The organism is Methanococcoides sp. DA23 (assembly GCF_057593895.1).
Window position 1 is genome coordinate 1185332 of the sequence record NZ_CM172520.1, and the last position, 22989, is coordinate 1208320.

At 41.9% G+C, this 22989-nt stretch carries 23 protein-coding genes; 10 read left to right on the top strand and 13 right to left on the bottom strand.

Annotated features, from left to right (window positions below; genetic code table 11):
* Nucleotides 1-243: 243 nt before the first annotated feature.
* The 4 genes from AC20MK_RS05830 to AC20MK_RS05845 form a co-directional block, all read right to left on the bottom strand.
* Complete coding sequence (locus tag AC20MK_RS05830; protein ID WP_487354943.1) at nucleotides 244-531, bottom strand: sugar-specific transcriptional regulator TrmB; 288 nt, start codon at nucleotides 529-531, stop codon at nucleotides 244-246.
* Nucleotides 532-586: 55 nt separating this feature from the next.
* On the bottom strand, nucleotides 587-1348 hold the full coding sequence (purC, locus tag AC20MK_RS05835) for a phosphoribosylaminoimidazolesuccinocarboxamide synthase (protein WP_487354944.1): 762 nt from the start codon (nucleotides 1346-1348) through the stop codon (nucleotides 587-589).
* A gap of 123 nt (nucleotides 1349-1471) precedes the next feature.
* Nucleotides 1472-3514: a cation:proton antiporter domain-containing protein gene (locus AC20MK_RS05840; RefSeq protein ID WP_487354945.1), complete on the bottom strand. Its 2043-nt coding sequence runs from the start codon at nucleotides 3512-3514 to the stop codon at nucleotides 1472-1474.
* A 158-nt stretch (nucleotides 3515-3672) separates the two neighbouring features.
* Nucleotides 3673-3771: a phosphoribosylaminoimidazolesuccinocarboxamide synthase gene (locus AC20MK_RS05845; RefSeq protein WP_487357071.1), complete on the bottom strand. Its 99-nt coding sequence runs from the start codon at nucleotides 3769-3771 to the stop codon at nucleotides 3673-3675.
* Between the two features lie 40 nt (nucleotides 3772-3811).
* Between AC20MK_RS05845 and purE the strand changes: the two genes are divergently transcribed.
* The 3 genes from purE (at nucleotide 3812) to AC20MK_RS05860 (ending at nucleotide 6164) form a co-directional block, all read left to right on the top strand.
* A complete protein-coding gene (purE, locus tag AC20MK_RS05850) occupies nucleotides 3812-4366 on the top strand; it encodes a 5-(carboxyamino)imidazole ribonucleotide mutase (RefSeq protein WP_487354946.1) in 555 nt (184 codons plus the stop codon).
* Nucleotides 4367-5071: 705 nt separating this feature from the next.
* Nucleotides 5072-5617, top strand: coding sequence for an LbetaH domain-containing protein (locus tag AC20MK_RS05855; protein ID WP_487354947.1), 546 nt, complete (start codon nucleotides 5072-5074; stop codon nucleotides 5615-5617).
* A gap of 322 nt (nucleotides 5618-5939) precedes the next feature.
* Nucleotides 5940-6164 (top strand): hypothetical protein, encoded by a 225-nt coding sequence (locus tag AC20MK_RS05860; protein ID WP_487354948.1) that lies wholly within the window; start codon nucleotides 5940-5942, stop codon nucleotides 6162-6164.
* 424 nt (nucleotides 6165-6588) lie between these two features.
* Here AC20MK_RS05860 and AC20MK_RS05865 read toward each other — a convergent pair whose 3' ends face one another.
* On the bottom strand, nucleotides 6589-7140 hold the full coding sequence (locus tag AC20MK_RS05865) for a TMEM165/GDT1 family protein (RefSeq protein WP_487354949.1): 552 nt from the start codon (nucleotides 7138-7140) through the stop codon (nucleotides 6589-6591).
* A 382-nt stretch (nucleotides 7141-7522) separates the two neighbouring features.
* On the opposite strand from AC20MK_RS05865, the gene AC20MK_RS05870 reads away from it, so the two are divergent.
* Nucleotides 7523-8227, top strand: coding sequence for a DNA alkylation repair protein (locus tag AC20MK_RS05870; RefSeq protein WP_487354950.1), 705 nt, complete (start codon nucleotides 7523-7525; stop codon nucleotides 8225-8227).
* A 61-nt stretch (nucleotides 8228-8288) separates the two neighbouring features.
* On the opposite strand, the gene AC20MK_RS05875 is transcribed toward AC20MK_RS05870, so the two are convergent.
* A complete protein-coding gene (locus tag AC20MK_RS05875; RefSeq protein WP_487354951.1) occupies nucleotides 8289-8867 on the bottom strand; it encodes a DNA-3-methyladenine glycosylase I in 579 nt (192 codons plus the stop codon).
* A gap of 69 nt (nucleotides 8868-8936) precedes the next feature.
* Here AC20MK_RS05875 and AC20MK_RS05880 point away from each other — a divergent pair, with 69 nt between their 5' ends.
* From AC20MK_RS05880 to AC20MK_RS05890, 3 genes are read left to right on the top strand one after another with little or no spacing between them, the layout of a single operon-like run.
* Nucleotides 8937-9578: a class I SAM-dependent methyltransferase gene (locus AC20MK_RS05880; RefSeq protein ID WP_487354952.1), complete on the top strand. Its 642-nt coding sequence runs from the start codon at nucleotides 8937-8939 to the stop codon at nucleotides 9576-9578.
* A gap of 38 nt (nucleotides 9579-9616) precedes the next feature.
* Nucleotides 9617-10348 carry a SagB/ThcOx family dehydrogenase gene (locus tag AC20MK_RS05885; protein WP_487354953.1) on the top strand — a complete coding sequence of 244 codons (732 nt, stop codon included), beginning with the start codon at nucleotides 9617-9619 and terminating at the stop codon, nucleotides 10346-10348.
* On the top strand, nucleotides 10345-10650 hold the full coding sequence (locus AC20MK_RS05890) for a helix-hairpin-helix domain-containing protein (protein ID WP_487354954.1): 306 nt from the start codon (nucleotides 10345-10347) through the stop codon (nucleotides 10648-10650). The genes AC20MK_RS05885 and AC20MK_RS05890 overlap by 4 nt, the downstream gene beginning before the upstream one ends.
* 100 nt (nucleotides 10651-10750) lie before the next feature.
* Here AC20MK_RS05890 and AC20MK_RS05895 read toward each other — a convergent pair whose 3' ends face one another.
* Entirely contained in the window at nucleotides 10751-11155 is a 405-nt protein-coding gene (locus AC20MK_RS05895; protein ID WP_487354955.1) for a pyridoxamine 5'-phosphate oxidase family protein, read from the bottom strand.
* 225 nt (nucleotides 11156-11380) lie between these two features.
* Between AC20MK_RS05895 and AC20MK_RS05900 the strand changes: the two genes are divergently transcribed.
* Nucleotides 11381-12136 (top strand): class I SAM-dependent methyltransferase, encoded by a 756-nt coding sequence (locus AC20MK_RS05900; protein ID WP_487354956.1) that lies wholly within the window; start codon nucleotides 11381-11383, stop codon nucleotides 12134-12136.
* A 6-nt stretch (nucleotides 12137-12142) separates the two neighbouring features.
* Here AC20MK_RS05900 and pdxT read toward each other — a convergent pair whose 3' ends face one another.
* The 5 genes from pdxT to AC20MK_RS05925 form a co-directional block, all read right to left on the bottom strand.
* A complete protein-coding gene (gene pdxT / locus AC20MK_RS05905; protein ID WP_487354957.1) occupies nucleotides 12143-12739 on the bottom strand; it encodes a pyridoxal 5'-phosphate synthase glutaminase subunit PdxT in 597 nt (198 codons plus the stop codon).
* A 35-nt stretch (nucleotides 12740-12774) separates the two neighbouring features.
* Nucleotides 12775-13671, bottom strand: coding sequence for a pyridoxal 5'-phosphate synthase lyase subunit PdxS (gene pdxS / locus AC20MK_RS05910; protein WP_487354958.1), 897 nt, complete (start codon nucleotides 13669-13671; stop codon nucleotides 12775-12777).
* Between the two features lie 67 nt (nucleotides 13672-13738).
* Entirely contained in the window at nucleotides 13739-16231 is a 2493-nt protein-coding gene (gene gyrA, locus AC20MK_RS05915; RefSeq protein ID WP_487354959.1) for a DNA gyrase subunit A, read from the bottom strand.
* 10 nt (nucleotides 16232-16241) lie between these two features.
* A complete protein-coding gene (gene gyrB / locus AC20MK_RS05920) occupies nucleotides 16242-18140 on the bottom strand; it encodes a DNA topoisomerase (ATP-hydrolyzing) subunit B (protein WP_487354960.1) in 1899 nt (632 codons plus the stop codon).
* Nucleotides 18141-18410: 270 nt separating this feature from the next.
* A complete protein-coding gene (locus AC20MK_RS05925; RefSeq protein WP_487354961.1) occupies nucleotides 18411-19022 on the bottom strand; it encodes an ASCH domain-containing protein in 612 nt (203 codons plus the stop codon).
* Between the two features lie 420 nt (nucleotides 19023-19442).
* Between AC20MK_RS05925 and aspS the strand changes: the two genes are divergently transcribed.
* Entirely contained in the window at nucleotides 19443-20774 is a 1332-nt protein-coding gene (gene aspS / locus AC20MK_RS05930; RefSeq protein WP_487354962.1) for an aspartate--tRNA(Asn) ligase, read from the top strand.
* A gap of 41 nt (nucleotides 20775-20815) precedes the next feature.
* Nucleotides 20816-21511, top strand: a complete 696-nt coding sequence (rpiA, locus tag AC20MK_RS05935; RefSeq protein ID WP_487354963.1) for a ribose 5-phosphate isomerase A — start codon at nucleotides 20816-20818, stop codon at nucleotides 21509-21511.
* 221 nt (nucleotides 21512-21732) lie between these two features.
* On the opposite strand, the gene AC20MK_RS05940 is transcribed toward rpiA, so the two are convergent.
* Nucleotides 21733-22746 carry a hypothetical protein gene (locus AC20MK_RS05940; protein WP_487354964.1) on the bottom strand — a complete coding sequence of 338 codons (1014 nt, stop codon included), beginning with the start codon at nucleotides 22744-22746 and terminating at the stop codon, nucleotides 21733-21735.
* Between the last annotated feature and the right edge of the window lie 243 nt (nucleotides 22747-22989).

The window sequence follows — 22989 nt, forward strand, 5'->3', positions numbered from 1 at the left end:
TTTAGTTTATGTGCATGTTCACTGTCATAGACAGCATTATGCTATTAATCCAAAAAAATAACAACCACTGTTGCCTGTAAAGGTTAAATGATGCCTGAGCTGTCTGAGTTAAAAATCTCACGTACAGTTCTTAAGTGAGAAAGAAGGTTTTATCCCTCTGACTTAGCCGACAACTTTGACAGGTGTCAAGATCATATGTTTAGTTTATTTGGAGGATGTGTGCAGAGCTTAAATTGAATACTATTAAAAATATGTTCCATCCAATTTTTTCAAAATTTCCTTACCCATATCTGTTAATATAAACTTTTTCCATGTTGTTTTGTCAGGGGTTAAACAATCGATCAACCCCTTTTCTTCAAGTTCATGTAAAGCGCGGCTGATATTCTGAGTGGACCTGTTGGTCTCATGAGCAATATCTGAGGCTTTGAATACGGTGTGACCTTTCATGGCTTCCATGAGTACCAGACGGCGGTCAACACTGATGATCCACATAAGCAGTTCATTTATTAATTTTTCATTTTTGTTTTCCATCGTAACTTACCTGCACAAATCTATCGTAAATGAACTGCTCGTATAATATTTAAAGTCAGACTTTTTGGATTCGTTCAAATAATTCGCTATATGCAGCAGTCAGGTCACCTGTACCTTTTCTGAATACATCCTTATCAAGGCTTTTGATCACACCGTTCTCAAATTCAGCTTTATCCCAGAAGCGGCATCCATCAGGAGTTCCGACTTCGTCAGCAAGGATTATCTCGCCATCAGAGGTTCTGCCGTACTCTACCTTAAAATCAGCCAGTATTATACCCGCATTACCCAGTTCAATGCCAAGTATTTCGTTGATCCTTTTAGTGAGTTTTGTTACGTATTCTATCTCCTGTTCATTCATCCAGCCATTATATATAATTTCCTTGATATCGACCGGTCTGTCCACTGCCTCGAACTTGGTTGTGAACTCGATCATCCCTCCTGGTATTGGAGCACCTTCTTCGGGTTCCACGCCATCGGGAAGTTCAACCTCTCCCGCCTCATGCCGACGCAGGAGTGAACCTGCAGCATAGTTTCTCCAGATGACCTCCACGGGTACAATATCCAAACGCTTAACAAGCATGCTGGTCGGTGTCGGGCAAGATATGTAATGAGTGGGTATGCCTTCCTGTTCCAGAATCTTGGACCAGTATTCTGCCATACGGCATGTGATCTCGCCTTTTTCCTGGTATTCTGCTTTTTTCTTGCCATCAAAAGCAGTTACTCTATCTGTAAATTCGAATAGCAGATTGTCGTTAGCTGCTTCATAGATGTCCTTTGCTTTTCCTGATGATATATATGTCACATTATTTTCCGGCATACTGGGTTGATATGGCTCAAAGTTTAAATATATTATCATATATTTTCATAAAAAAGGAAGTTAATGCGATTTTGTCGCATTAATTAGGGGGGTAGTTGACTGTTCCCACATTATACCATAACTTTAGCGATTAAGGAAAACATTGTGATCAATTTTATCATTTGATATTTCTTCAGATGGTGGGTACATTATTATAAGATTGCCTTTGAACAATTTAATAATACGTTTTGGCAGTACCTGCAGTATCGAATGCCATCCTGGAGTATCTCGGTGAGTACTTGCAATTATTATTAGATCATTTTGACTTTTGTCTCTAGCATCCAGAGAGTTCATAAGCATATCCCATTCTTCTATACCTTCAAAAGCTATGGAAATATCAGAACCTGAACTATCGAAAAATTCCTTGTACTTTTCAGGGTCATCAGCGATCACCATTGCTTTTACAGGTGCCGATGTATGTTGCGCTATCTTTTTTATGGAATCCACTACGGAACAAAAACCTGGATTGTGATTCATGTCCTGGGGGATTATAAGGGTGATTCCCTGCGTGTTTCCCAAAGGATTCCTGATCATTGAAACGAGCACAAGTTTCTTAGTTCCCCTTAGTACCTGGTCAATGACCGAACCAATGATACTCTCCTTTGGGGAATGGATACCATCCCATCCCATTACGATGGTTGAGATCCTGTTCTCAAGAGATGCTCCCATTATACCTGAAGCTATGTTGTATCCAAGACGTACATGAGTCTTTACAGGAACTTCAGCACATGCAGCATAATTAATAGTCTCCATAAGAGATTTCTCGGCTTCCATGACCTTTTTTTCTGGATTTGTATCATGTTTTACCACAGAAAGTACATGCAACGGCTCAATGGATTTTTTCTCTCGAATCATCAGGGCCAGATCTATTAAAAGTTGCTTGTACGTAGATTGCGTCGAAAAAGAAACCAGTACCCGGGAGTCTGATTCCAGAGTATTGCATGTGATACTATCTGCAAGGGAAACTCTTTTACCATATATTTCAACGATCTGAGGACTTATTATCCCGACAATAAGTATCATCATTATTACGGCGTTTATCATGCTCTCATTGAAAAGACCCGCTTCAAAACCAACGAGCACAATTGCAAGTGCTGCTGCAGCATGCCCTATGGACAAACCGAACATGGTCATTATTTGGTCCTTGCTATAATGGTAGGTTTTTCCTGCAAGCCAAGCAGCTCCAAACTTGGCAATGATCATAACGCCTATCATCAAGAATCCCAGGGTGAGCTGATTTCCGCCTCCAAAGAATGAATGAAAGTTTGTAAGCATTCCCACTGAAAGAAGGAAGAAAGGTATGAACAGTACGTTTCCGGCAAACTCTATTCTGTTCATCAGGGGGCCGGTATTTGGAATTAGACGATTAAGCAAAAGCCCAGCAAAAAAAGATCCAATAATAGGTTCAATTCCGGCAATTTCTGCAAGATATGCAAGTACAAATGCTATAGCCAACACAAAAAGAAATTCAAAATAACTCTCATCTGTAAGTTTACTGAAAAACCATCGTGCAATGCGTGGTACAATGAACAACGACCCTACAAAGAAAACGACTAAACCGAAAAGCAACTTGATCCAGAAGAACATATCAAGGCTCCCATCCAGGGAAGAGATCACAACAGCCAGGATCATCAGGGTGAGTGTATCAGTAAGTAAAGTAGCCCCAATTGCAGCAGTAATGCCTTCATTGTTGACTATGCCAAGCTTCTTGATAATAGGATATGCAAGTAAGGTTTGTGAAGCAAACACGGAAGCAAAAAGGAGGGCTACAGTGAAAGACAGATCCAATACGTAATATCCTACAGCAGTCCCTGCAACCTGTGGAATTAAAAATGTTAATGTACCAAAGACCAGGCTCCGATCTATCTTCTCAATGAACTTGTTAATATTGATCTCCAATCCTGCTATAAACATCAGGTAAACAAGACCAATTTCGCCAAGAAGCACAATGGTCGCATCCCTCTCCAGTATATGCAAAGCATTGGGACCGATCAATGCACCGGCAAGAATTACACCGATCATCCCCGGTAATCTTAATGATTTGAATAGAAGAGGTGCTATAAGGAAAATAAGCATCGCCAACGCAAAGATCAATACAGGCTCATGTATGGGGGTTGATGGTAACATGTTCATTCTCTATATAATAATCAAGCATATTTGTGATTAAAAATATGTATAAATATGTATAAATATGTATCTTCCATTTTATGCAATACTTTCTTCCCAAAATCAGTTAAAATATATATTTGCTTTCCATGTTGACTTGTCAGGGGTTAAATACTCTATCAACCCTTTTTCTGGTATTCTGCTTTTTTCTTGCCATCAAAAGCAGTTGCCCTATCTGTAAATTCGAATGGCAGTTTGTCGTTGGATGCTTCATGGATCTACTTTGACTTTCCTGTCCTAAGTATTTCATTTTCGCCTATGGCAGTTGATGCAGCTCAAAGTTTAAATATATTATCATATATTATCATATCTCATATAAAGGAGGTTTATACAATTACTGACGTAGCAATAATACTTGGAAGCAAATCGGACCGGGAAATAGCAAAGAAGGCAATTAACATATTTGATAAGTTTGGTGTTGAATACACCGTCACGGTGGCATCAGCACACAGAACGCCTGCAAGGGTGGCGAAACTAATCGATGATGCGCACAACGACGGTGTCAAGGCGTTCATTGCCATAGCAGGACTTGCAGCACATCTTCCCGGGGTCGTGGCATCTCATACGATAAAACCTGTGATAGGGGTTCCTGTGAATGCCGCACTTGATGGAATGGATGCCCTGTTATCGATCGCACAGATGCCTGCCGGGATCCCGGTTGCATGTGTGGGAATAGGAAGAGGGGACAATGCTGCGATCCTGGCTGTCCAGATAATGGCAGTGGAAAATGATGAATTAAGAGAGAAAATGGAAAACTATAGGATAGAATTTACAAAAAAGACTGAACATGATGCGGAAACATTGTTTGACTGATATGGCTATATTATCAAATTCCTGATCTCGCAGTACACTGTGTTCAGGACGTATGTCAAACTAAAAAACGGTTCATTTTTTTTAAAAATAGGGTGTGTCGAATACACCCTCAAATTCATTTCTTTTACTTCCTGCACTTTGTCAGTATAAAAATTGAACTAAGAATACTGTCTGTAACTATTATATGTCTGATCATGAGGGAAGATATCTCTATTACATGATCAATACTAATGCTGACTCTATGACCGCATGAAATAGATCTTTACTATTAAGTGAACCATTTGGAACGTTAAGATGGTCGCTAAGAGGTTGTTTTAGGTGCATTCAGTAGGTTTGAATTCAAATCGAGTATTGGGTGCTTTTTTGTGATCGGAAATACGTGCAGAGGCAATTTGACACATCTAAATGTGTTTTTTGATGTCGTTTATATGAGTTTGAATCGAAATTAACGAACTGCTGAATTTGAAAGCAAACTGTGATCTATAATTCATCGACATGTTTTAATAACTTGTCATAATCTGTCATACTGCTGGATATGTAAATCAAAAATGACAGTAAGGATCAGGTCTCCAAGAGCGATGTACACAGCATCCAGACTCGGTATCCAGGTACATGTCAACTCAGGAAGGACTCAATAAGGCCGTCGAAGCCTCCATAAATCATATTTTCGGTGTAAAACCGTTGCAGTAATACAAGGTGATCTAAATGCAAATGCAAAATCCACAAAAACAACAGCCAGACATAAGTGAAAAAGCATGGATATCTGAAACTGCAGTCATAGTAGGAAATGTCACCATCGCAGATGATGTGTTCGTAGCTCCCAATGCTGTCATCAGGGCAGATGAGCCGGGCTCATCCATTGTTATAGACAGTGGTTGCAATGTACAGGATAATGTGGTGATTCATGCACTGTCTAATTCAGAAGTGATGATTCACAGCAACACGTCTCTTGCCCATGGGTGTATTGTGCATGGACCTTGTCTTATCGGCGAAGGATGTTTTATAGGATTTGGATCAGTGATTTTTGACTGCAAAATAGGGACAAAATCGGTAATCCTCCACAATTCCACTGTCCATGGTGTTGAGATACCAGATAGCAAAGTGGTCACAAGTGGAAAAACCATTACTGAGAAAGCTGATATCAAGGATCTCGAAGATATAACACAGGATCTTGCAGAATTTAAAAGATCTGTTATTATGGCAAATTTAGACCTTGTGGATGGTTATAAGGCTCTTGCAGAGCAAATGTAATATGCGAAATCACGGACAAGCTGGAGTTTAAGGTCTTTGAAATATCAACATGTCCGAAATTTAACATTAGATTTAACGATAAGCAGTAACGATATACAGGCTTGTAATTTGTGTGAATACTGTACAAAACAGGGCACTGCAAGACTCAATTCAATAACTATCTTTGAATAAAGTACTTACATACAAAATATATTTAGTCATATGTTATACAAGATGTGCATTTTAAAACATGTGAATGTGGTATGTATTGAAAAGGTTCTGATATAATTATTGAACAAAATTAGTTGATGTTGTATCAGGGATTTGAAGTGAGGTGACCATATTGAAACTAGAGAAAAAGGAAAGAGTAATCAGAAATCAGAATTCACGCAGTATTCTTGTTAGAAACAAGAAAATCAATAAAATGAATATATTCATACTCGGTGCAGGATTCCTGCTAATGTTTCTTGGACAAAATCAGGTTGCATCTATCCTTATGTGGGCTGGAGTTGCAATATTTATGTATACACTACTAACAAACGCCCTTGCGCGTCGCGCCAAAATATAACAATCACATTAATTAGACAATTGGTGAATGACAAAGTTTAAAAAATTATTAAATTCATGATTCGACATTACTCCTGCAAGTCTACATGGGCGCAGGATCTGGGTGTATTTGGAATTGATTACATAATCAGAAGGCATGGGAATGGCATGAAGTGATAAAATTCGATGATGTCCATGGGAGGCTATCAAGCTGTTTTTCTCATACATTGAACTCAAATAACCAATGTGGCCTGGATCGGGAAAATGATGCGCTGCCTGCGCCACCTTGATTCCTTTCTTTAGCTCATCAAAAGAAATCATGACATGGATGGGTCTTTGAATTAAATAATTTTATTTGTGGATATAAGTTGCAGTAATAGTTTGGCCAAATAAAAACTATGTAGAAAACCTACCTTCTACATAACTGATTCAGGCAGAACCACGATTTAAAGGAAGAATGAAGCGCCTATCAGAATGAACAGGATTCCTGCAATAGTGGATATGATATTTTTATCCACTCTTTCCATGATGATCTTCCCAAGATACACAGCCATAACAGACATTGTGAACAAAGCCAGTATCACCCCGACAAATACCAGATAAGGGTTGTACTGAGTGGCAAAAAGAGCTGCAGCAAGCTGCGTTTTATCTCCCATTTCTGCAATGAGGATTAACCAGAATCCTGACAGGAAAGGACCTTTAAGTTCATTGGACCCCTCTTCTTCAGTTTGGCCCCTTTTATAGAGGGTAAGCAGACCAAACAAAATGAACAATGATCCGGCGCCTATCCGCACATAATCCACAGGAATTTTCTGGGCAATATAATTTCCAAAAAGTATGGCAATCCCGGTAGTAAAGAAGAATGCCAGCATAATGCCCGAAAGCAGTGATGTATATTTTTTTGTTTTTGTAGAAAGAAGCAGCACTGCAATCTGTGTCTTATCGCCGAGTTCAGCAAGCCCGACCAGCAGAAAAGGGATCAATATATCTTGAATCATTGTAGCTCCGATACATGATTTAGCAATATACTTTTTGGTTTGTAGAAAACTATTAAAATCAATTTCCCTACCAATAAAGGTCATTTCATGTCAATATCGATGGTGAAGTTAAAAAGAATCACAATCAGATTTGTCCCTTGAATATAGAGGATTTCTACAAAGCCGAATTTGTTGTAACTTCTATATCTTTTATTCTTACAGTAAACTCAATATTAATATAACTCCCATCCCAATCATTGCAATGGATATCTAACATGACACTTGTTCTCAGCATTTTACGTTAAATAGTGCATTTGATGTGGGTTCTGAATATTTATCTCGATATATATCTTGGAAAAAGCTCTCACAGAAAATATAAAGGAAGAAACCCTACTTTTTTAATATGTACTCTGTTTTCATCGAGAATATACAGAAAGAACTGGAAGTTAACATCGATCAGGATTATCGCAACACTATAAGAGATCACTTTCACATGAATGTGGACAGTTTTCTTGGAGTAAGGATGCCAGTAGTGCGTCAAATAGCTACCAGTGAATTTGATAAGACTAAAAAGATCAAAGAAATATTATCCCTATGCGAAGACCTTTTGGACACTGGTATTTACGAGCACAAGATCATTGCTTTTCTCTGGGCTCAAAGGTGTAAAAAGGATCTTCTACCTGAACATTTCGATACATTTTACCGATGGCTTTCTGAATACGTGAACGATTGGAGCGATTGTGACACCCTTTGTACCAACGTTATGGGAGAATTTCTGTTCAGCTATCCGGAATTTGCAGCACAAATGGAGAAATGGACCAATTCCAAAAACAAATGGGTCCGAAGAGGGGCAGCCGTATCTCTGATATTGGGACTTCGGAGAGGTATATTCCTGAAAACAGCATTTAGTGTCGCAGATAAGCTACTGGATGAAAGGGAAGACATAGTTCTCAAAGCTTCTGGTTGGATGCTCAAGGAAGGAAGTAAATCCTTTCAAAAAGAGGTGTTTGACTACCTTATGAAAAACAAAGAAGTAATGCCGAGGATAACCTTGCGTTATGCTGCTGAAAAGATGCCTGAAAAAATGAGAGCTGAAATTATGAAATGATAATTGCCGTTTGTGAGTGGAACATTGATCTCATTTTTAGCTCACTTACGCTCACCTTTATTCATTTCTCAGCCAGCTTCTTACATTCTTCATATCTGAAACAATCAATCTCATGGTCATTGACCATTCCAACCGCCTGCATGAATGCATAGATTATGGTTGGGCCCACAAACGAAAATCCTCTTTTCTTTAGATCCTTGCTTATCATTTCAGATAGATCGGTAGTTGCTGGAATATCACTCATTGATCTGAAAGAATTCTGTATAGGTCTATCGTGGATAAAGCCCCATATATACTTGTCAAAAGAACCAAATTCATCTCTTATTTCAATGAATGATCGGGCATTCTTTATTGAAGACAGGATCTTCCTTCTGTTGCGTATGATGCTACTATCCTGCATCAATATCTCAACCTTTGCAGCATCATAGGCTGCAATTTTATTAAAATCAAAATCCTTGAAGGCTTTTCTGTACCCATCCCTTCTTTTCAAAATAGTGTCCCAGCTCAAACCTGCCTGTGCACCTTCGAGTATCAGGAATTCGAAGAGCTTCCTGTCATCATGTACAGGTACACCCCACTGCTTGTCATGATACTCTATTTCAAACTCGTTCACATTGGCCCATTCACAGCGAACTTTCATATATCTCAGACAGATATCAAGGCTTTTATAGTTTCTTTTATAAAATCTTACAGGGGGTATGAGGGCATTATGAAAAGAAGCGCTTTTGATATCCATACGGAGAAATACGATCTCTGGTACGACAAGAATCCAGCAGTCTATGCATCTGAACTGGAGGCCATTAGGGGGCTTATCCCATCGAAAATAGCTCACAATAGTATCGAGATCGGAGTGGGAACAGGCAGGTTTGCATCAGAATTGGGCATCACTTACGGGCTTGATCCCTCTGCCCGGATGCTGAATATTGCAGGGTCACGTAAGGTTGAATGCATAAAAGGAGTTGGTGAGTCACTTCCTTTCAAAGGATCTTCAATGGAACTTGCACTTATGGTTACAAGTCTCTGTTTTATGGATGCTGAGAATGCACTGGAGGAGGCGTACCGTATGCTTGCTCCGGAAGGATCCCTGATCGTTGCTTTTGTTGAAAGGAATAGTCTTCTGGGAAAAGAATACCGCAAGAAGGCATCAGAGAGTAGTTTTTACAAAAACATTGAATTTCACACCACAGAGGAAGTCCTGTCGATGTTGAAGGAACACGGATTTGAGGATATACATATCAGACAAACTCTTTTCAAGCCTCTAGCCAGGATACAGGATATGGAAAAACCGGAGAAGGATTTCGGAAAAGGTTCCTTTGTTGTCATAAGGGCAAGAAGTATTAAGCACGAATGAAGAACTTTCTTAAAAGGATATGATGGGGGAATATCATTTTGAACGAAATTGGTAAAGAGTTTATTGATAAAACTAAATTCCAGTATGCAGAAAGATCGGACCAGTCAATGGGCTATCAACAGCCTCCATTGCAGAAAGGTCCTGGTGACAGAGAGGTCATTGAGCTTCCTGCACCCGGAGAACTAAATGTCAAGAATATCGACCTGAGAGAAGCCATAGAAGGACGTTCCAGCTTTCGAAGCTTTTCACAGGAAGCGTTGTCTCTCGGGGAGCTGTCATACCTCCTCTGGTGCACTCAGGGAGTGAGAGAATTAATGGGAAATGCAGCCACGCTGAGGAATGTACCCTCTGCAGGTGCAAGACACGCTCTTGAGACATACATACTCGTAAACAACGTGGTAGGACTTGAAGAGGGGATCTACCTTTTCCTGCCCATTGAGCATAAACTGGCTAAGATAGAAACAGGGTCCGCTGTTGCTGAGAATATTACTGCTGCATGTCTGGACCAGTCCTTCATAAGATCGAGCGCTGTCACGTTCATATGGACAGCGGTGATCTACAGAATGAAGTGGAGATACGGGGAAAGAGGATACAGGTACATAAACCTGGATGCAGGTCATGTGTGCCAGAATCTCTACCTGAGTGCCCAGTCCATCGACTGTGGGGTCTGTGCCATTGGAGCCTTCTTTGATGATGAGCTCAATACTGTGCTGGGGATAGATGGTGAGGATGAATTTGTGATATACATTGCTACAGTGGGTAAGAAATGACTCTATCAAAAAAAGAAAAGGCATTGGAGGAACTGATGCAAATGCCTGGCTTCGGGAAGAAGTCAGCTGAGCAACTGTGGGACCTAGGGATACATTCCATCTCCCAACTTAAGGGTAAAGACCCCGAAATGATGTATCTTAAATTAATTGATATGAGGGGGATGCACATAGACAGATGTGTACTCTATGGTTTCAGGGAGGCGGTTTATTATGCATCCCACAAGGACCATGACCCTGAACTGCTCAAATGGTGGAACTGGTCCGATAAGAATATGGAAAAAAGGAAGAGTGAAGAAAAGTAATGCTAATGATAAATTCATTTCCTCATTTATACTTATCAGGTGCAAAATAAAGAAGATCGATAATTATTGGCTGAATTTCGAATAGATCAACTGTTTGTGATCAAACGAGCTTCTTGCCAGCATCATCACCGGACTTACATTCGAAGACATCGGTGATGTTCATGACCATAAGCGCCTTTGCAGGGAATCTGTCTCCCATTGCTTTTGCTCCGGCATAGGCTTTGTCATAGTCATCTCCGCTGGTCTTGACCTCTACATCTCCTTTTATCTGGAAACAGCCGCCGACCTCAGGTCCCCATACAAAAATAGATGCCACTGGGTTCTCATCCAGATTCTGGCGGGTCTTCAGGAAATAATTGTCCGTAACCCAGATAGTCTCATCATCAACCAACTTGCACATGCCTATAGGGATAACATTTGGAACCCCTACTTTTGATGCTGTTGCAAATGGGAATATCTGTACTTTTGAAAATGCTTCTTTCATATCTTCTGTGAGTTTAACCATATAGATCACTGTTCCATTGATAAGGATCCCTTTAGGAGACCTAAAAAGAGAACACTCTAAACCTTTATAAGAATTTCTTATTTATTGTGTGGTTTTAGTGTTTCCCCGATATTATGGACAGTCGAATCGTTCTTCGTCCATCTTTTCACTACTTGCAAGTTTATTATAGAGTAATACGATATTCTATTGTGGATGATAAGAATTAATGTTTGAAAAGGTGCAAAAATGGGATCAGAAGAAGATATATTTTTAGAGATGTTCGATAGGCTACCCAGGCAGGGGCCAGGCAAAGATGAATGCACAAGAAAAGCATATTCAATGCTCTCAGAACTTCCGGAAAGACCTGACATTCTTGATATAGGCTGTGGTTCCGGAAGACAGACGCTTGTGCTTGCAGAAATATCAAAAGGGCACATCGATGCCCTTGATCTGAATGGGATATTTCTGGACGATCTCAATGAAAGAGCAAAAGAAAATGGCTTTTCAGAGAACATCAGCACCCATGTTGGTTCTATGACGGAGCTTCCATTTGAAAAGGAAAGCTTTGACCTTATCTGGGCTGAAGGGGCGATATACATAATGGGTTTCAAGGAAGGTCTTGCTTACTGGAAGCAATTCCTTAAAAAAAGCGGTTATATTGCCGTAACTGAGATCACATGGCTCAAAAGTTCTCCGTCTGAAAGAGCACGTTCATTCTGGAATAATTATCCAGAGGTCGCCATGGGTACCATTGAAGAGAAAAAAGCTATCATTTCAGACCTTGGTCTTGAATGCATTGGTGCCTTTGTGCTTCCTGAAAATGCATGGTGGGATGACTATTATGTTCCGCTTGAAAAGCGCCTTGAACAGATGAAAATAAAATATAACGATAACTCTGTATTTGCTGCCATCGCAGAAGATACCTATGCTGAAATCGATATGTATGGAGAATGTTCTGATGATTACGGATATGTCTTCTACATGATGCAAAAAAAAGAATAAGACAGGTCAATTGAATAACTTGTCAAGGAAATACTGGTGGACCCTCATATCATCTGTCAGTTCAGGATGGAATGCAAATGCCAGCACATTATCCTGCTCGGCAGCAACGATCTTGCCATCAATGGATGCGAGGACCTTTACACCCTCCCCTGCTTCGGTAATTGCAGGAGCTCTGATAAAGACGGCATTGTATGGGGAATCGAGGAATGATATCTCAAGCCCGACCTCGAACGATTGGAATTGTCTTCCAAAGGCATTTCTGTTGACCTTTATATCCATAAGTCCTAACAAATGCTGGTGTGTCTTCTCGACCTGTGAATCACCCGCTTTTGCGGTCAGTATAAGACCTGCACAGGTTCCCATAATTGGAATGCCTTTTTCCTTTGCAGCCTTTATCTCTGTGTCAATACCTTCTCTTACAATGAGGCGGCCAAGTGTCGTACTTTCTCCGCCAGGGAATACAAGTCCGTCACATGTGGGAACGATGCCCTTGTGCTTGATAGTAACTATTTCAGCAGTTGCTCCGCGTTCTGCGAGAGCACGCTCAAGAGATTCAACATGTTCAGAAACATCACCCTGAATAGCGATAACGCCAATACGCATAATTAACACCAAAAAAAGAAGTAAAAAAGGAAAGGTTACCAGCCGCGAGTCTGGAGAACCTGATCCTCTGGGATGGAATCTACACTGATGCCTTTCATACCTGCGCCGATGCCTTTTGATACCTCAGCAAGTACTTCAGGATTGTTGTAGTTGTTGACAGCCTCAACAATAGCTTTTGCCATCACTTCCGGCTTCTCTGCCTTGAAGATACCTGAACCGACGAAAACACCGTCAGCGCCAAGTCTCATCATAAGAGCTGCATCTGCAGGAGTTGCAACACCGCCAGCTGCGAAGTTCACAACAGGAAGACGCTGCATCTCTGCTGCTTCCATGACAAGCTCAATAGGTGCTTCGATGTCCCTTGCAGCCATGATAAGCTCTTCCTTTGACATTCCCTTAAGGGTTCTGATCTCGCCCATGATCTGCTTCATGTGGCGTACAGCCTCTCTTACATCTCCGGTACCAGCTTCGCCCTTTGTGCGTATCATAGCTGCGCCTTCGTTGATCCTTCTCAGTGCTTCACCGAGGTTACGTGCACCACATACGAAAGGAACAGTGAACTGTGTCTTATCGATGTGGAAAGCCTCATCTGCAGGTGTAAGTACTTCGGACTCATCGATCATGTCAGCGCCAAGTGCCTGAAGGATCTCAGCTTCAACGAAGTGTCCGATCCTTGCTTTTGCCATTACCGGGATTGTTACAGATGCAATGATGTCAGCAGTTACCTGTGGGTCTGCCATCCTTGCAACGCCGCCTTCCTTTCTGATGTCTGAAGGGACTGCGTGGAGTGCCATAACTGCAACAGCTCCTGCCTCTTCAGCGATCCTTGCTTCCTCAGGGGTCGTAACGTCCATGATAACGCCGCCTTTCTGCATCTTTGCAAAGCCGCGTTTGATAAGTTCTGTACCGTGTCTTAATTTTTCAAGTTCCATAATGATCATCCTTTAAGCTGATTTAGTCTAGTAAATATGGTCAATATTTAAAAGTGTTTAGTTCGTGTCATTCCTCATTTTTAATTCTTGCAACACCCACAACCTTGTCGCCCGGGCGCACATTCATAATTTTAACACCCTGTGTGTTCCTTCCCTGTGAACGTATATCCTTCACAGGTATTCTGATGATAATTCCTTCGGAACTTGTCACCATGACCTCATCTTCCTCTTTAACGGCCTTTACATTTATTACAGGACCGTTCCTGAGACTTGTCACTATGGTTATCACACCCTGTCCACCACGTTTCATTCCACGGTACTCATCAAACGTTGTACGCTTACCGTATCCGTTCTCTGTGATGGTCAACAGCTTCGTGGCCAGGTCCACAATATCAAGGCTTACCACAATATCATCGCCTGCAAGCTTCATTCCGCGAACACCTCTTGCGGTACGACCCATTGGACGAACATCCCTTTCACAGAATCTGATAGCCTTACCATGTCTTGAGACCATCATTATTTCCTTGGAACCGTCCGTGAGTGCAACATTAACAAGCTCATCCCCTTCATCAAGTTTGAGCGCAATGATACCGGCCTTTCTCACATTACCGAAATCAGACAATGGGGTCTTCTTCACAGTTCCCATCCTTGTTGCCATGAACAAGAACTTGTCCTCTTCGAATTCCTTCACTGTTATCGTCGCAGTGACGGATTCGTTCTCAGCAAGATCAAGCAGGTTCACAACAGCCTTACCCTTTGACTGCCGGCTTCCCTGCGGGATACCGTAGACCTTTTGCCAGTGAACCTTACCGCGATTGGTGAAGAACATCAGGTAGTCATGAGTGGATGATACAAAGATATCCTCAACGACATCCGTGTCCTTTGTTTCCATTCCCATGACACCCTTTCCACCCCTGTGCTGCTGAGTGTATGTGTCCACAGGCATCCTCTTGATATAGCCGCTATTGGTGATCGTAACGACAACCTCTTCCACAGGGATCAGGTCCTCATCCTCGAATTCAACATGTGAACCTGTGATCTCTGTCCTGCGCTTATCTGCGAACCTTTCGCGTATGGCCTGCAATTCTTCCTTTATGATGCTGTATTTCCTTTCATCACTTTCAATGATGTCCTTCAGGTCCTTGATAAGCTTGACAAGTTCTTCATGCTCATCCTCTATCTTCTGTCTTTCCAGTCCTGTCAGCTTCTGCAAACGCATATCAAGGATAGCCTTTGCCTGAACTTCATCAAGCCCGAACTTGCTCATCAGCCCTTCCTTAGCCTCATCCACAGCATTTGAACCACGAATAAGGGCTATAACCTCATCGATATGGTCAAGAGCGATCATCAATCCCTTAAGGATATGGGCTTTCTCATCGGCCTTTCTCATATCGAACATGGAACGTTTGAGTATGACCTCTATCCTATGTTCAAGGTATATCTGAAGCAATTCCTTAAGGGTCAGTTCCCTTGGCACATTATCGACAAGTGCAAGGTTGATGATACCAAAAGTGGTCTGCATCTGAGTATGCTTGTAAAGCTGGTTCAGTATGACTTCAGGATTTGTGTTCCTTGTAAGTTCAATAGAGATGCGGATGCCATCACGATCTGATTCATCACGAAGGTCTGAAATACCGACTATCTTCTTTTCCCTTACAAGAGCCGCAATGTTCTCGATAAGTCTTGATTTATTGACCTGATATGGCAGTTCTGAAACAACGATACGGTTCTTGTCGTTCTTCATTTCCTCGAGCGAGGTCACTGCCCGTATCTTGATAGGACCTCTTCCGGTCTCATATGCGGACTTTATACCCTGATGACCAAGGATCACTCCGCCTGTGGGGAAATCAGGACCTTTGACTACCTCCATTAGACTGGAAATGGGTGTCTCTGGATCCTCAATAAGCATTAAAGTGGCATCTATGACCTCTCCAAGATTGTGTGGAGCCATATTGGTAGCCATTCCCACTGCAATTCCTGTAGAACCATTGATCAGAAGATTTGGTAGTCTCGCAGGAAGTACTGTAGGTTCCTTTAGAGAACCATCGTAGTTGGGCCTGTATAGAACGGTCTCCTTGTCAATATCTGCGAGCATCTCGTTGGAGATACGGTCCATTCGGGATTCGGTATATCGCATAGCTGCTGCGGAATCACCGTCAATTGAACCGAAGTTACCCTGACCATCGATCAAGGGATATCTTAGGGAAAATTCCTGCACCATTCTCACAAGAGAATCATAAACTGCAGTATCGCCATGTGGGTGGTATTTACCAAGAACGTCTCCCACTACACGGGCAGACTTCTTGTATGCTTTATCATATGTCATGCCGGCTTCTTTCATGGCATAGAGTATACGCCTGTGTACCGGTTTGAGACCGTCACGTGCATCCGGTAAAGCCCTTCCAACTATTACGCTCATTGCATAATCTATGTAGGAGTTCTTCATCTCATCCTGAATAAGGATGGGGACGATCCTTTCACTGGTATCTGTTGGCTTTATATCCAGAGGTTCATCATTTGGCTTTACATCGCCTGGTTCATTATTCATGTTATCTGCCATTTATATCACCTCATAGATCCAGATTAACGACTTCCTTCGCATGTTTCTGTATGAACGCTTTACGTGGTGCAACTTCATCACCCATAAGGACGGAGAACATCTCATCCGCAGCGGCTGCATCGTCCATGGTTACCTGCAACAATGTCCTTGTATCAGGGTTCATTGTGGTCTCCCAAAGTTGTTCAGGGTTCATTTCTCCAAGACCCTTGTAACGCTGTACATAGGTGTTATTCTCACCGATCTCTTCAAGCTTCGCTGCCAGTTCCCTGTCAGAATATACATAATGTTCGGCTTTGCCCTTCTTTATGCGGTAAAGCGGGGGTTGTGCAATGTAAACATATCCTGCATCGATAAGCGGAGCCATGTACCTGAAGAAGAATGTAAGGATCAGTGTACGAATGTGTGCACCATCAACATCAGCATCGGTCATTATTATCACTTTGTGATAGCGTGCCTTTTCGATGTTATAATCTTCAGCTATGCCTGTACCCATGGCAGTGATAAGGGAGAGGACCTCATTGTTCTTCAAGACCTTTGCAAGACGTGCCTTTTCGACATTGATGATCTTACCCCTGAATGGAAGGATCGCCTGGAATCTGCGGTTACGTCCCTGTTTAGCTGAGCCACCTGCAGAATCTCCTTCCACGAGATAGACCTCACTTACAGAGGGGTCCTTCTCGGAACAGTCTGCAAGTTTACCTGGAAGGGTGCCGATCTCAAGGGCACTTTTCCTGCGTGTGAGTTCACGTGCCTTCTTGGCAGCTTCCCTTGCACGTCTGGCATCCAGTGCCTTCTGGAAGATAACGGATGCAACTTTCGGGTTCTCTTCCATGTATTCGGAGAGACCCTCGGAGACCATGGAATCAACGATCCCTTTGAGTTCACTGTTACCGAGCTTTGTTTTGGTCTGACCTTCGAACTGTGGCTCTGTCAGCTTAACACTGATGATGGCTGCAAGTCCTTCACGGATATCCTCACCTGTGAGCTTCTCATCGCCTTTGACCACATTGTTCTTCTTGATATAATCGTTAGCAACACGCGTTAATGCTGTCTTGAACCCGATAAGGTGAGTACCACCTTCATGCGTGTTGATGTTATTGGCAAAAGAATATACATATTCACCGTAGCTGTCGGTGTATTGCATAGCGATCTCAACAATGGTACCTTCCTTTTCACGCTCGAAATAGATAGGTGCCTTATGAAGAGCTGTCCTGCTCTGATTCAGGTGTTCAACGAACGAGATTATACCGCCTTCGTATTCGAAAACGTCCTGCTCAAGTTCTTCCTTACGTGAATCTGTAATGGATATCTTGATACCTTTATTCAGGAAAGCCAGTTCCCTGAGTCTTGTAATAAGTGTCCCGTAATTGAACTCGGTCGTCTCGAATATCTTGGAGTCGGGCATGAACGTGCTTTTCGTTCCTGTACCTTTTGCATCCCCAATGACCGTTACATCGGAGGTAGGCGCTCCGCGTTCATAACGCTGGTAGTATAGTTTACCATCACGCTTGACCTCGACCTCCATCCATTCGGAAAGGGCGTTCACAACGGACACACCGACACCGTGGAGACCACCTGATACTTTGTAGTTGCTCTTGTCGAACTTTCCACCTGCGTGGAGAACGGTCAGTACGACCTCAAGTGCGGATTTCTTATATTTCGGATGATTGCCGACAGGTATTCCACGACCGTCATCTACAACGGTGACAGAACCATCTGCATTGATCGATACGTCTATATTTTTACAGAAACCAGCAAGTGCCTCATCAATGCTGTTGTCAACGACCTCGTATACGAGGTGATGAAGTCCTCTAGTGTCTACACTTCCAATATACATGCTGGGTCGTTTGCGTACTGCTTCCAGCCCTTCAAGAACCTGAATGTGTGTTGCATCGTAATCGTCACTCATCGCGATTTTCTCCCTAGGATACGGATATTCGAATATAAATAAAATCCTTTAATCAGTTAGATGTGATAAATAGATAAAAAAATCGTTGTAAATAATTCAGTTATCGTATTCCCTGTATCTATTTTAATCCATATATTTAGTCTGCATCTATGCATTCATCTATATTAAATGTTTAGCTATAAATTTGAACGATCTATAGTTCATATTGAAAATAGCATAATGGATAATACAAGGATACCCTCGGACATTATCTCTTATCAGAACAAGCCCTCAAGCAGTTTGCCGGAGGATATCGGTGTCTGCCAGACTCCAGACGACCTCACCATTGAACTTATAGCTGACAGGTTCTATCGGGCGTGGGGATTTTAAGAACCATCCTTTTATGTTCTTGGAATAGCTCTCTTCCGGACTCAGATGGCGCTTATGGTCAAGCTTGAAATGAAAATCAGATTCATATTCCTTACATTCAATAAGGTTCACTGTTCCAATTATCATCCCAGTGGGCAGATCCTCAAGCTGTTCAGTAGGAACATCATAGTTCTCGTTCACCCATTTAAGGTCCTTCTTTCGAACAATTGCCCTGCTTGCATAGATAGCTATGGTTCCCCGGACGAACGTGTTCTTTGAACGTACTTCTATATTCTTAAGACCACGAATTATCAGTGAGGCCCAAGGCTGTCTTATTGCAAGGACATGTATCTTGGGATGGGGTAAAGCATATTCGTCCCCTGGGTCTATACCGCATTCAGTAAGCGTGGTCTGCTTATGTGTGGTGGGTAAGAAACGATCAAAATAGGTTGGTTCTTTTGGAATAACGGCAACATCCCATGTATCAGGTAGACTGATGTCTGCTTTTGTGGGTGTTGTATCTTGAACCATCATATACACCTATATCGATTTTCACTTAAATAATTTTATGTAGATTCTTTGAAGTATATATTATTATTTATCAGGGGTTTGTTGTTGTTTTTGAGTGTATCAGTTTGATCATCAATAAGTGATGTATCTAATACTTAGTACTTCTTCTACTCGTTTTTATATATATTCTTTGATTCGCAAGCCATTATCAGCTTCAATATTATTCGAATATATGAAGATAGTATGGATTAATAGCTCAGACCGAAGTTTAAATTTCTTTTAATATTAGCTGGATATCTAGATCGGTGATACATAATTTCAATAGTTAGCTATATTTACATTAATGCATTTTAGAGTACAAGAATAGCTTATATACTAACAGGCTTATCAAAAGCGTCATAAAGCGCTATACATATCATTTTGATAACGTTGGAAGGTGAATATATGTCATTAGAAACCCCCAGAACACATTATACATCCCAGATCGACATTGAGCAGATCGGTGATGAAAAGGTTACCGTCTGCGGATGGGTACATGAAGTAAGAGACCTTGGTGGTATCTGTTTCGTGGTCGTACGTGACCGTGAAGGCAGAGCCCAGATCACACTTGTAAAGAAGAAGATCGACAAGGAGATCTTCGATGCTGCAAGGAAACTGGTACGTGAGTCCATCGTAGCAGTCACAGGTACAGCAAAGCCTGAAGGTAAAGCACCAAATGGCTACGAGATCATTCCTGAGTCCATCGTTGTTCTCAATGAAGCTGAATCCCCATTGCCAATGGATACCACCGGCAAAGTGGATGCTGAACTTGACACACGTCTTGACTCAAGGTTCATGGACCTGAGACGTGAGAGAACTACTGCTATCTTCAAGATACGCCACGAGGTCCTCAGGGCTGTAAGAGATTTCCTTTCAAAGGATGGTTTTGTCGAGACATGCAGTCCAAAGGTAGTTGCAACAGCTACCGAGGGTGGTACATCTCTTTTCCCTATCACATACTTTGACAGGGAAGCATTCCTGAACCAGAGCCCTCAGCTCTTCAAGCAGATACTCATGTCAGGCGGACTTGACAAGGTGTTCGAGATCGGTCCTATATTCAGGGCAGAAGAGCATGATACCCGCAGACATTTGAATGAAGCTACATCCATCGATATTGAAGCAAGCTTCCTTGACCATTTCGATGTGATGGAAATTCTCGAGAACATGGTCGCTTATGTTTATGAGCAGGTCATTGAGAACGAAGCAGCTTCCCTTAAAGCACTCGATATCGAACTCAGTGTGCCAAAGACACCATTCATGAAAGTTCCATACAGTCAGGCTATTGACATCGTCAATGCTGAGAGCGATGAAACGGTCGAATGGGGTGGAGACCTCGGAACAGTTGCAGAACATACTATCGGTGAGCATGTTTTCAAAGAGACCGGAGAATCCCACTACTTCATTACTGACTGGCCAACAGATATCAAGCCGTTCTATGCAATGCCCTATGAGGACAACCCCCTTGTCTCCAAGTCATTTGATATGATGCACAGGACAATGGAACTCTCATCCGGTGCTCAGCGTATCCACATTCATGATATGCTAAAAGCAAGGATCGAGTCACAAGGACTTGATTCCGATGGCTTCGATTTCTATCTGCGTGCATTCAAGTATGGTATGCCACCACACTCCGGCTGGGGTATTGGTTGCGAGCGTCTTGTTATGACAATGCTCGGTGTAGATAATATCCGAGATACTGTTCTGTTCCCAAGGGACAGGAAGCGATTGTCTCCCTGATGTGGGGACAATTCATTATTCTTTTTTAAAGGGGAATATCCATGAAAGAAAGGAACGCAAATGCTTCAAGCTCTGAAAAGGAAGCTGCAGGCAAAGCTGCTGCCAGTCTTGTGGAAGATGGCATGATGATCGGTCTCGGTACCGGCTCAACAACTGCTTTCGCAATCGCGGAAGTTGGCAGACGTGTACGTGAAGAAGGTTTGAACATACTTGCTGTCGTCACCTCATATCAGGCAGAAATGCTTGCCATTGAAGCTGGTGTGCCACTGACAAGCCTTGCAGAGCATCCGGTTCTCGATCTTGCAATAGACGGTGCTGACCAGGTGGATGCAAAACTGAACGTCATCAAAGGCGGAGGAGCTGCGCATACACGAGAAAAGGTCGTTGCCCATTCTGCAAAACGTTTCATTGTTGTCGCAGATGAATCAAAGATGAGCGAGGAACTTGATCACTTCGTACCAATTGAAGTGCTTCCATATGCAAGGGAACTTGCAAAGAAGCAATTCATCGAGCTTGGTGGAAAACCACAGATACGCCTGGCTTCCCGCAAGGATGGTCCTGTTATCTCTGATAACGGTAATGTTATCTTTGATGTCGAATTCGGCGTGATCGAAGATGCTGCTGAACTCTCACAGAAGCTTTCCGCTTGCGTGGGTGTTGTAGAACATGGTATCTTCCTGAATACCGACGAGGTCTATGTTGGTATGAAGGACGGTTCAGTTAAGATGATCAAGTGATCGTCTTTTTATAAATTCCAATGCGTGGTTCCTGAAGACCGATCGGGAACCTGCATTATACTCTTTCTTTTTTTAGATCTGCTGTTATAATTTGATTTACATATTGGCAACAAAAAAAGTTATGAAAGGCTTTCATCTGTATTTTTGTGTATCTTTAACACAAACTATGAAGACTTCTCATTGTTGTTCTTGATCGAAAATTTATTGGTGTATAAGGTTGATCAAAACCTTTTAACACCCATTTCTTTCAATGATCCTTCCATCTTGAAGATCTCATCCATATTCTCGGCTAAGAGTATAACAGCAAAATCACCGGACAACGGCAATGTATCACAACTAAAAGGAAATACGGAATTTAATTTTTTGCCATCATAGAGTAGTGGCCCAATACGTTCAGTGAGCTCAAGAAATGAACATGCAGCTGTCTTGATCTTTATAAATTTCCAGTATGGAATGGGAGATATCAATTCTTCAATATTATCCACAATCATGCTCACATAGGAGGAACCATTAAAACGAGCATTATTTTCAACCGGAAATATGCCATCATCTGATACAATATAATCGATACCGACTACACCCCGATAACCGAATTCAGCCATATTAGTTACAATTTTTGCAGATGTTTTTGCAATGTAATTTGAAATTTCTGGGGAGGGATCTTCTCCTTTGAGTGTACCAATGTGTACCATACCTCTTTCGCATATTTGATCCCGCATACCAAGAGAGTTTATATTGCCTTCTCTGCTGATCGCCCACTGATCATTCGGAGAAGATGAGACATTCAAAAAAGGCTCAATGATAACAGATCTTTCACCGCTAACTGCAATTTCATGGTATATTTCAGAAATATCATTGCCTTTAGTTCTGTACAACGACATGTCGGCTTCACCCAAAGTTCCACGAATAATAACAGTTTCGCAGGTTGAAAGATATCCATTTATGATGTTTTTCATATCTGTACAATTTTCATTGTCTTCAGGATTCATTTCAAATGAACTGCCTTCAACAACAGCTATGTCCAATTGTTTACATACGGTCTTAAAAGAGGACTTATCATTATATTTTAGTGTTGCAGTTTCAGTTGCTCCAAAAAGTTCAGCGCCAAGAACTTTTGCAGCTTCAGTTTCCATGCGGCCTGAAAACCATGGTACATATACAGGTTTTTTTCCGCTCTGCCTGATATATCTTTTAACTGGTTCAGGATCATTAATGATAAGTTCAGAGAGCGACATTTCCCTTGATTTAGCACTATATTCTACGATATGATCCGACCCCAGACCATGGGAACGCAGCCATTTATGATACTCGCAGTCCAGCTTTCCGCGTAGAACTACTACATCATCACGGCGTGCTATAGGAAGCGCTCGGTCACATTTTGAATTAACGGACTCATCACGGCGCGGGAACTGTGAAAAACGATCTGCTCCGTAAATTATTAGCTCATTGTCGCTGTTTGAGATACATTTTCTGAGTGA

Coding starts and splice junctions, on each gene's coding strand:
- AC20MK_RS05830 (WP_487354943.1), bottom strand. CDS start 531: ATGGAAAACAAAAATGAAAAATTAATAAATGAACTGCTTATGTGGATC.
- purC (WP_487354944.1), bottom strand. CDS start 1,348: ATGCCGGAAAATAATGTGACATATATATCATCAGGAAAAGCAAAGGAC.
- AC20MK_RS05840 (WP_487354945.1), bottom strand. CDS start 3,514: ATGTTACCATCAACCCCCATACATGAGCCTGTATTGATCTTTGCGTTG.
- purE (WP_487354946.1), top strand. CDS start 3,812: ATGGCAGTTGATGCAGCTCAAAGTTTAAATATATTATCATATATTATC.
- AC20MK_RS05855 (WP_487354947.1), top strand. CDS start 5,072: ATGCAAATGCAAAATCCACAAAAACAACAGCCAGACATAAGTGAAAAA.
- AC20MK_RS05865 (WP_487354949.1), bottom strand. CDS start 7,140: ATGATTCAAGATATATTGATCCCTTTTCTGCTGGTCGGGCTTGCTGAA.
- AC20MK_RS05870 (WP_487354950.1), top strand. CDS start 7,523: ATGTACTCTGTTTTCATCGAGAATATACAGAAAGAACTGGAAGTTAAC.
- AC20MK_RS05875 (WP_487354951.1), bottom strand. CDS start 8,867: ATGAAAGTTCGCTGTGAATGGGCCAATGTGAACGAGTTTGAAATAGAG.
- AC20MK_RS05880 (WP_487354952.1), top strand. CDS start 8,937: ATGAAAAGAAGCGCTTTTGATATCCATACGGAGAAATACGATCTCTGG.
- AC20MK_RS05890 (WP_487354954.1), top strand. CDS start 10,345: ATGACTCTATCAAAAAAAGAAAAGGCATTGGAGGAACTGATGCAAATG.
- AC20MK_RS05895 (WP_487354955.1), bottom strand. CDS start 11,155: ATGGTTAAACTCACAGAAGATATGAAAGAAGCATTTTCAAAAGTACAG.
- AC20MK_RS05900 (WP_487354956.1), top strand. CDS start 11,381: ATGGGATCAGAAGAAGATATATTTTTAGAGATGTTCGATAGGCTACCC.
- pdxT (WP_487354957.1), bottom strand. CDS start 12,739: ATGCGTATTGGCGTTATCGCTATTCAGGGTGATGTTTCTGAACATGTT.
- pdxS (WP_487354958.1), bottom strand. CDS start 13,671: ATGGAACTTGAAAAATTAAGACACGGTACAGAACTTATCAAACGCGGC.
- gyrA (WP_487354959.1), bottom strand. CDS start 16,231: ATGGCAGATAACATGAATAATGAACCAGGCGATGTAAAGCCAAATGAT.
- gyrB (WP_487354960.1), bottom strand. CDS start 18,140: ATGAGTGACGATTACGATGCAACACACATTCAGGTTCTTGAAGGGCTG.
- AC20MK_RS05925 (WP_487354961.1), bottom strand. CDS start 19,022: ATGATGGTTCAAGATACAACACCCACAAAAGCAGACATCAGTCTACCT.
- aspS (WP_487354962.1), top strand. CDS start 19,443: ATGTCATTAGAAACCCCCAGAACACATTATACATCCCAGATCGACATT.
- rpiA (WP_487354963.1), top strand. CDS start 20,816: ATGAAAGAAAGGAACGCAAATGCTTCAAGCTCTGAAAAGGAAGCTGCA.
- AC20MK_RS05940 (WP_487354964.1), bottom strand. CDS start 22,746: ATGTCGCTCTCTGAACTTATCATTAATGATCCTGAACCAGTTAAAAGA.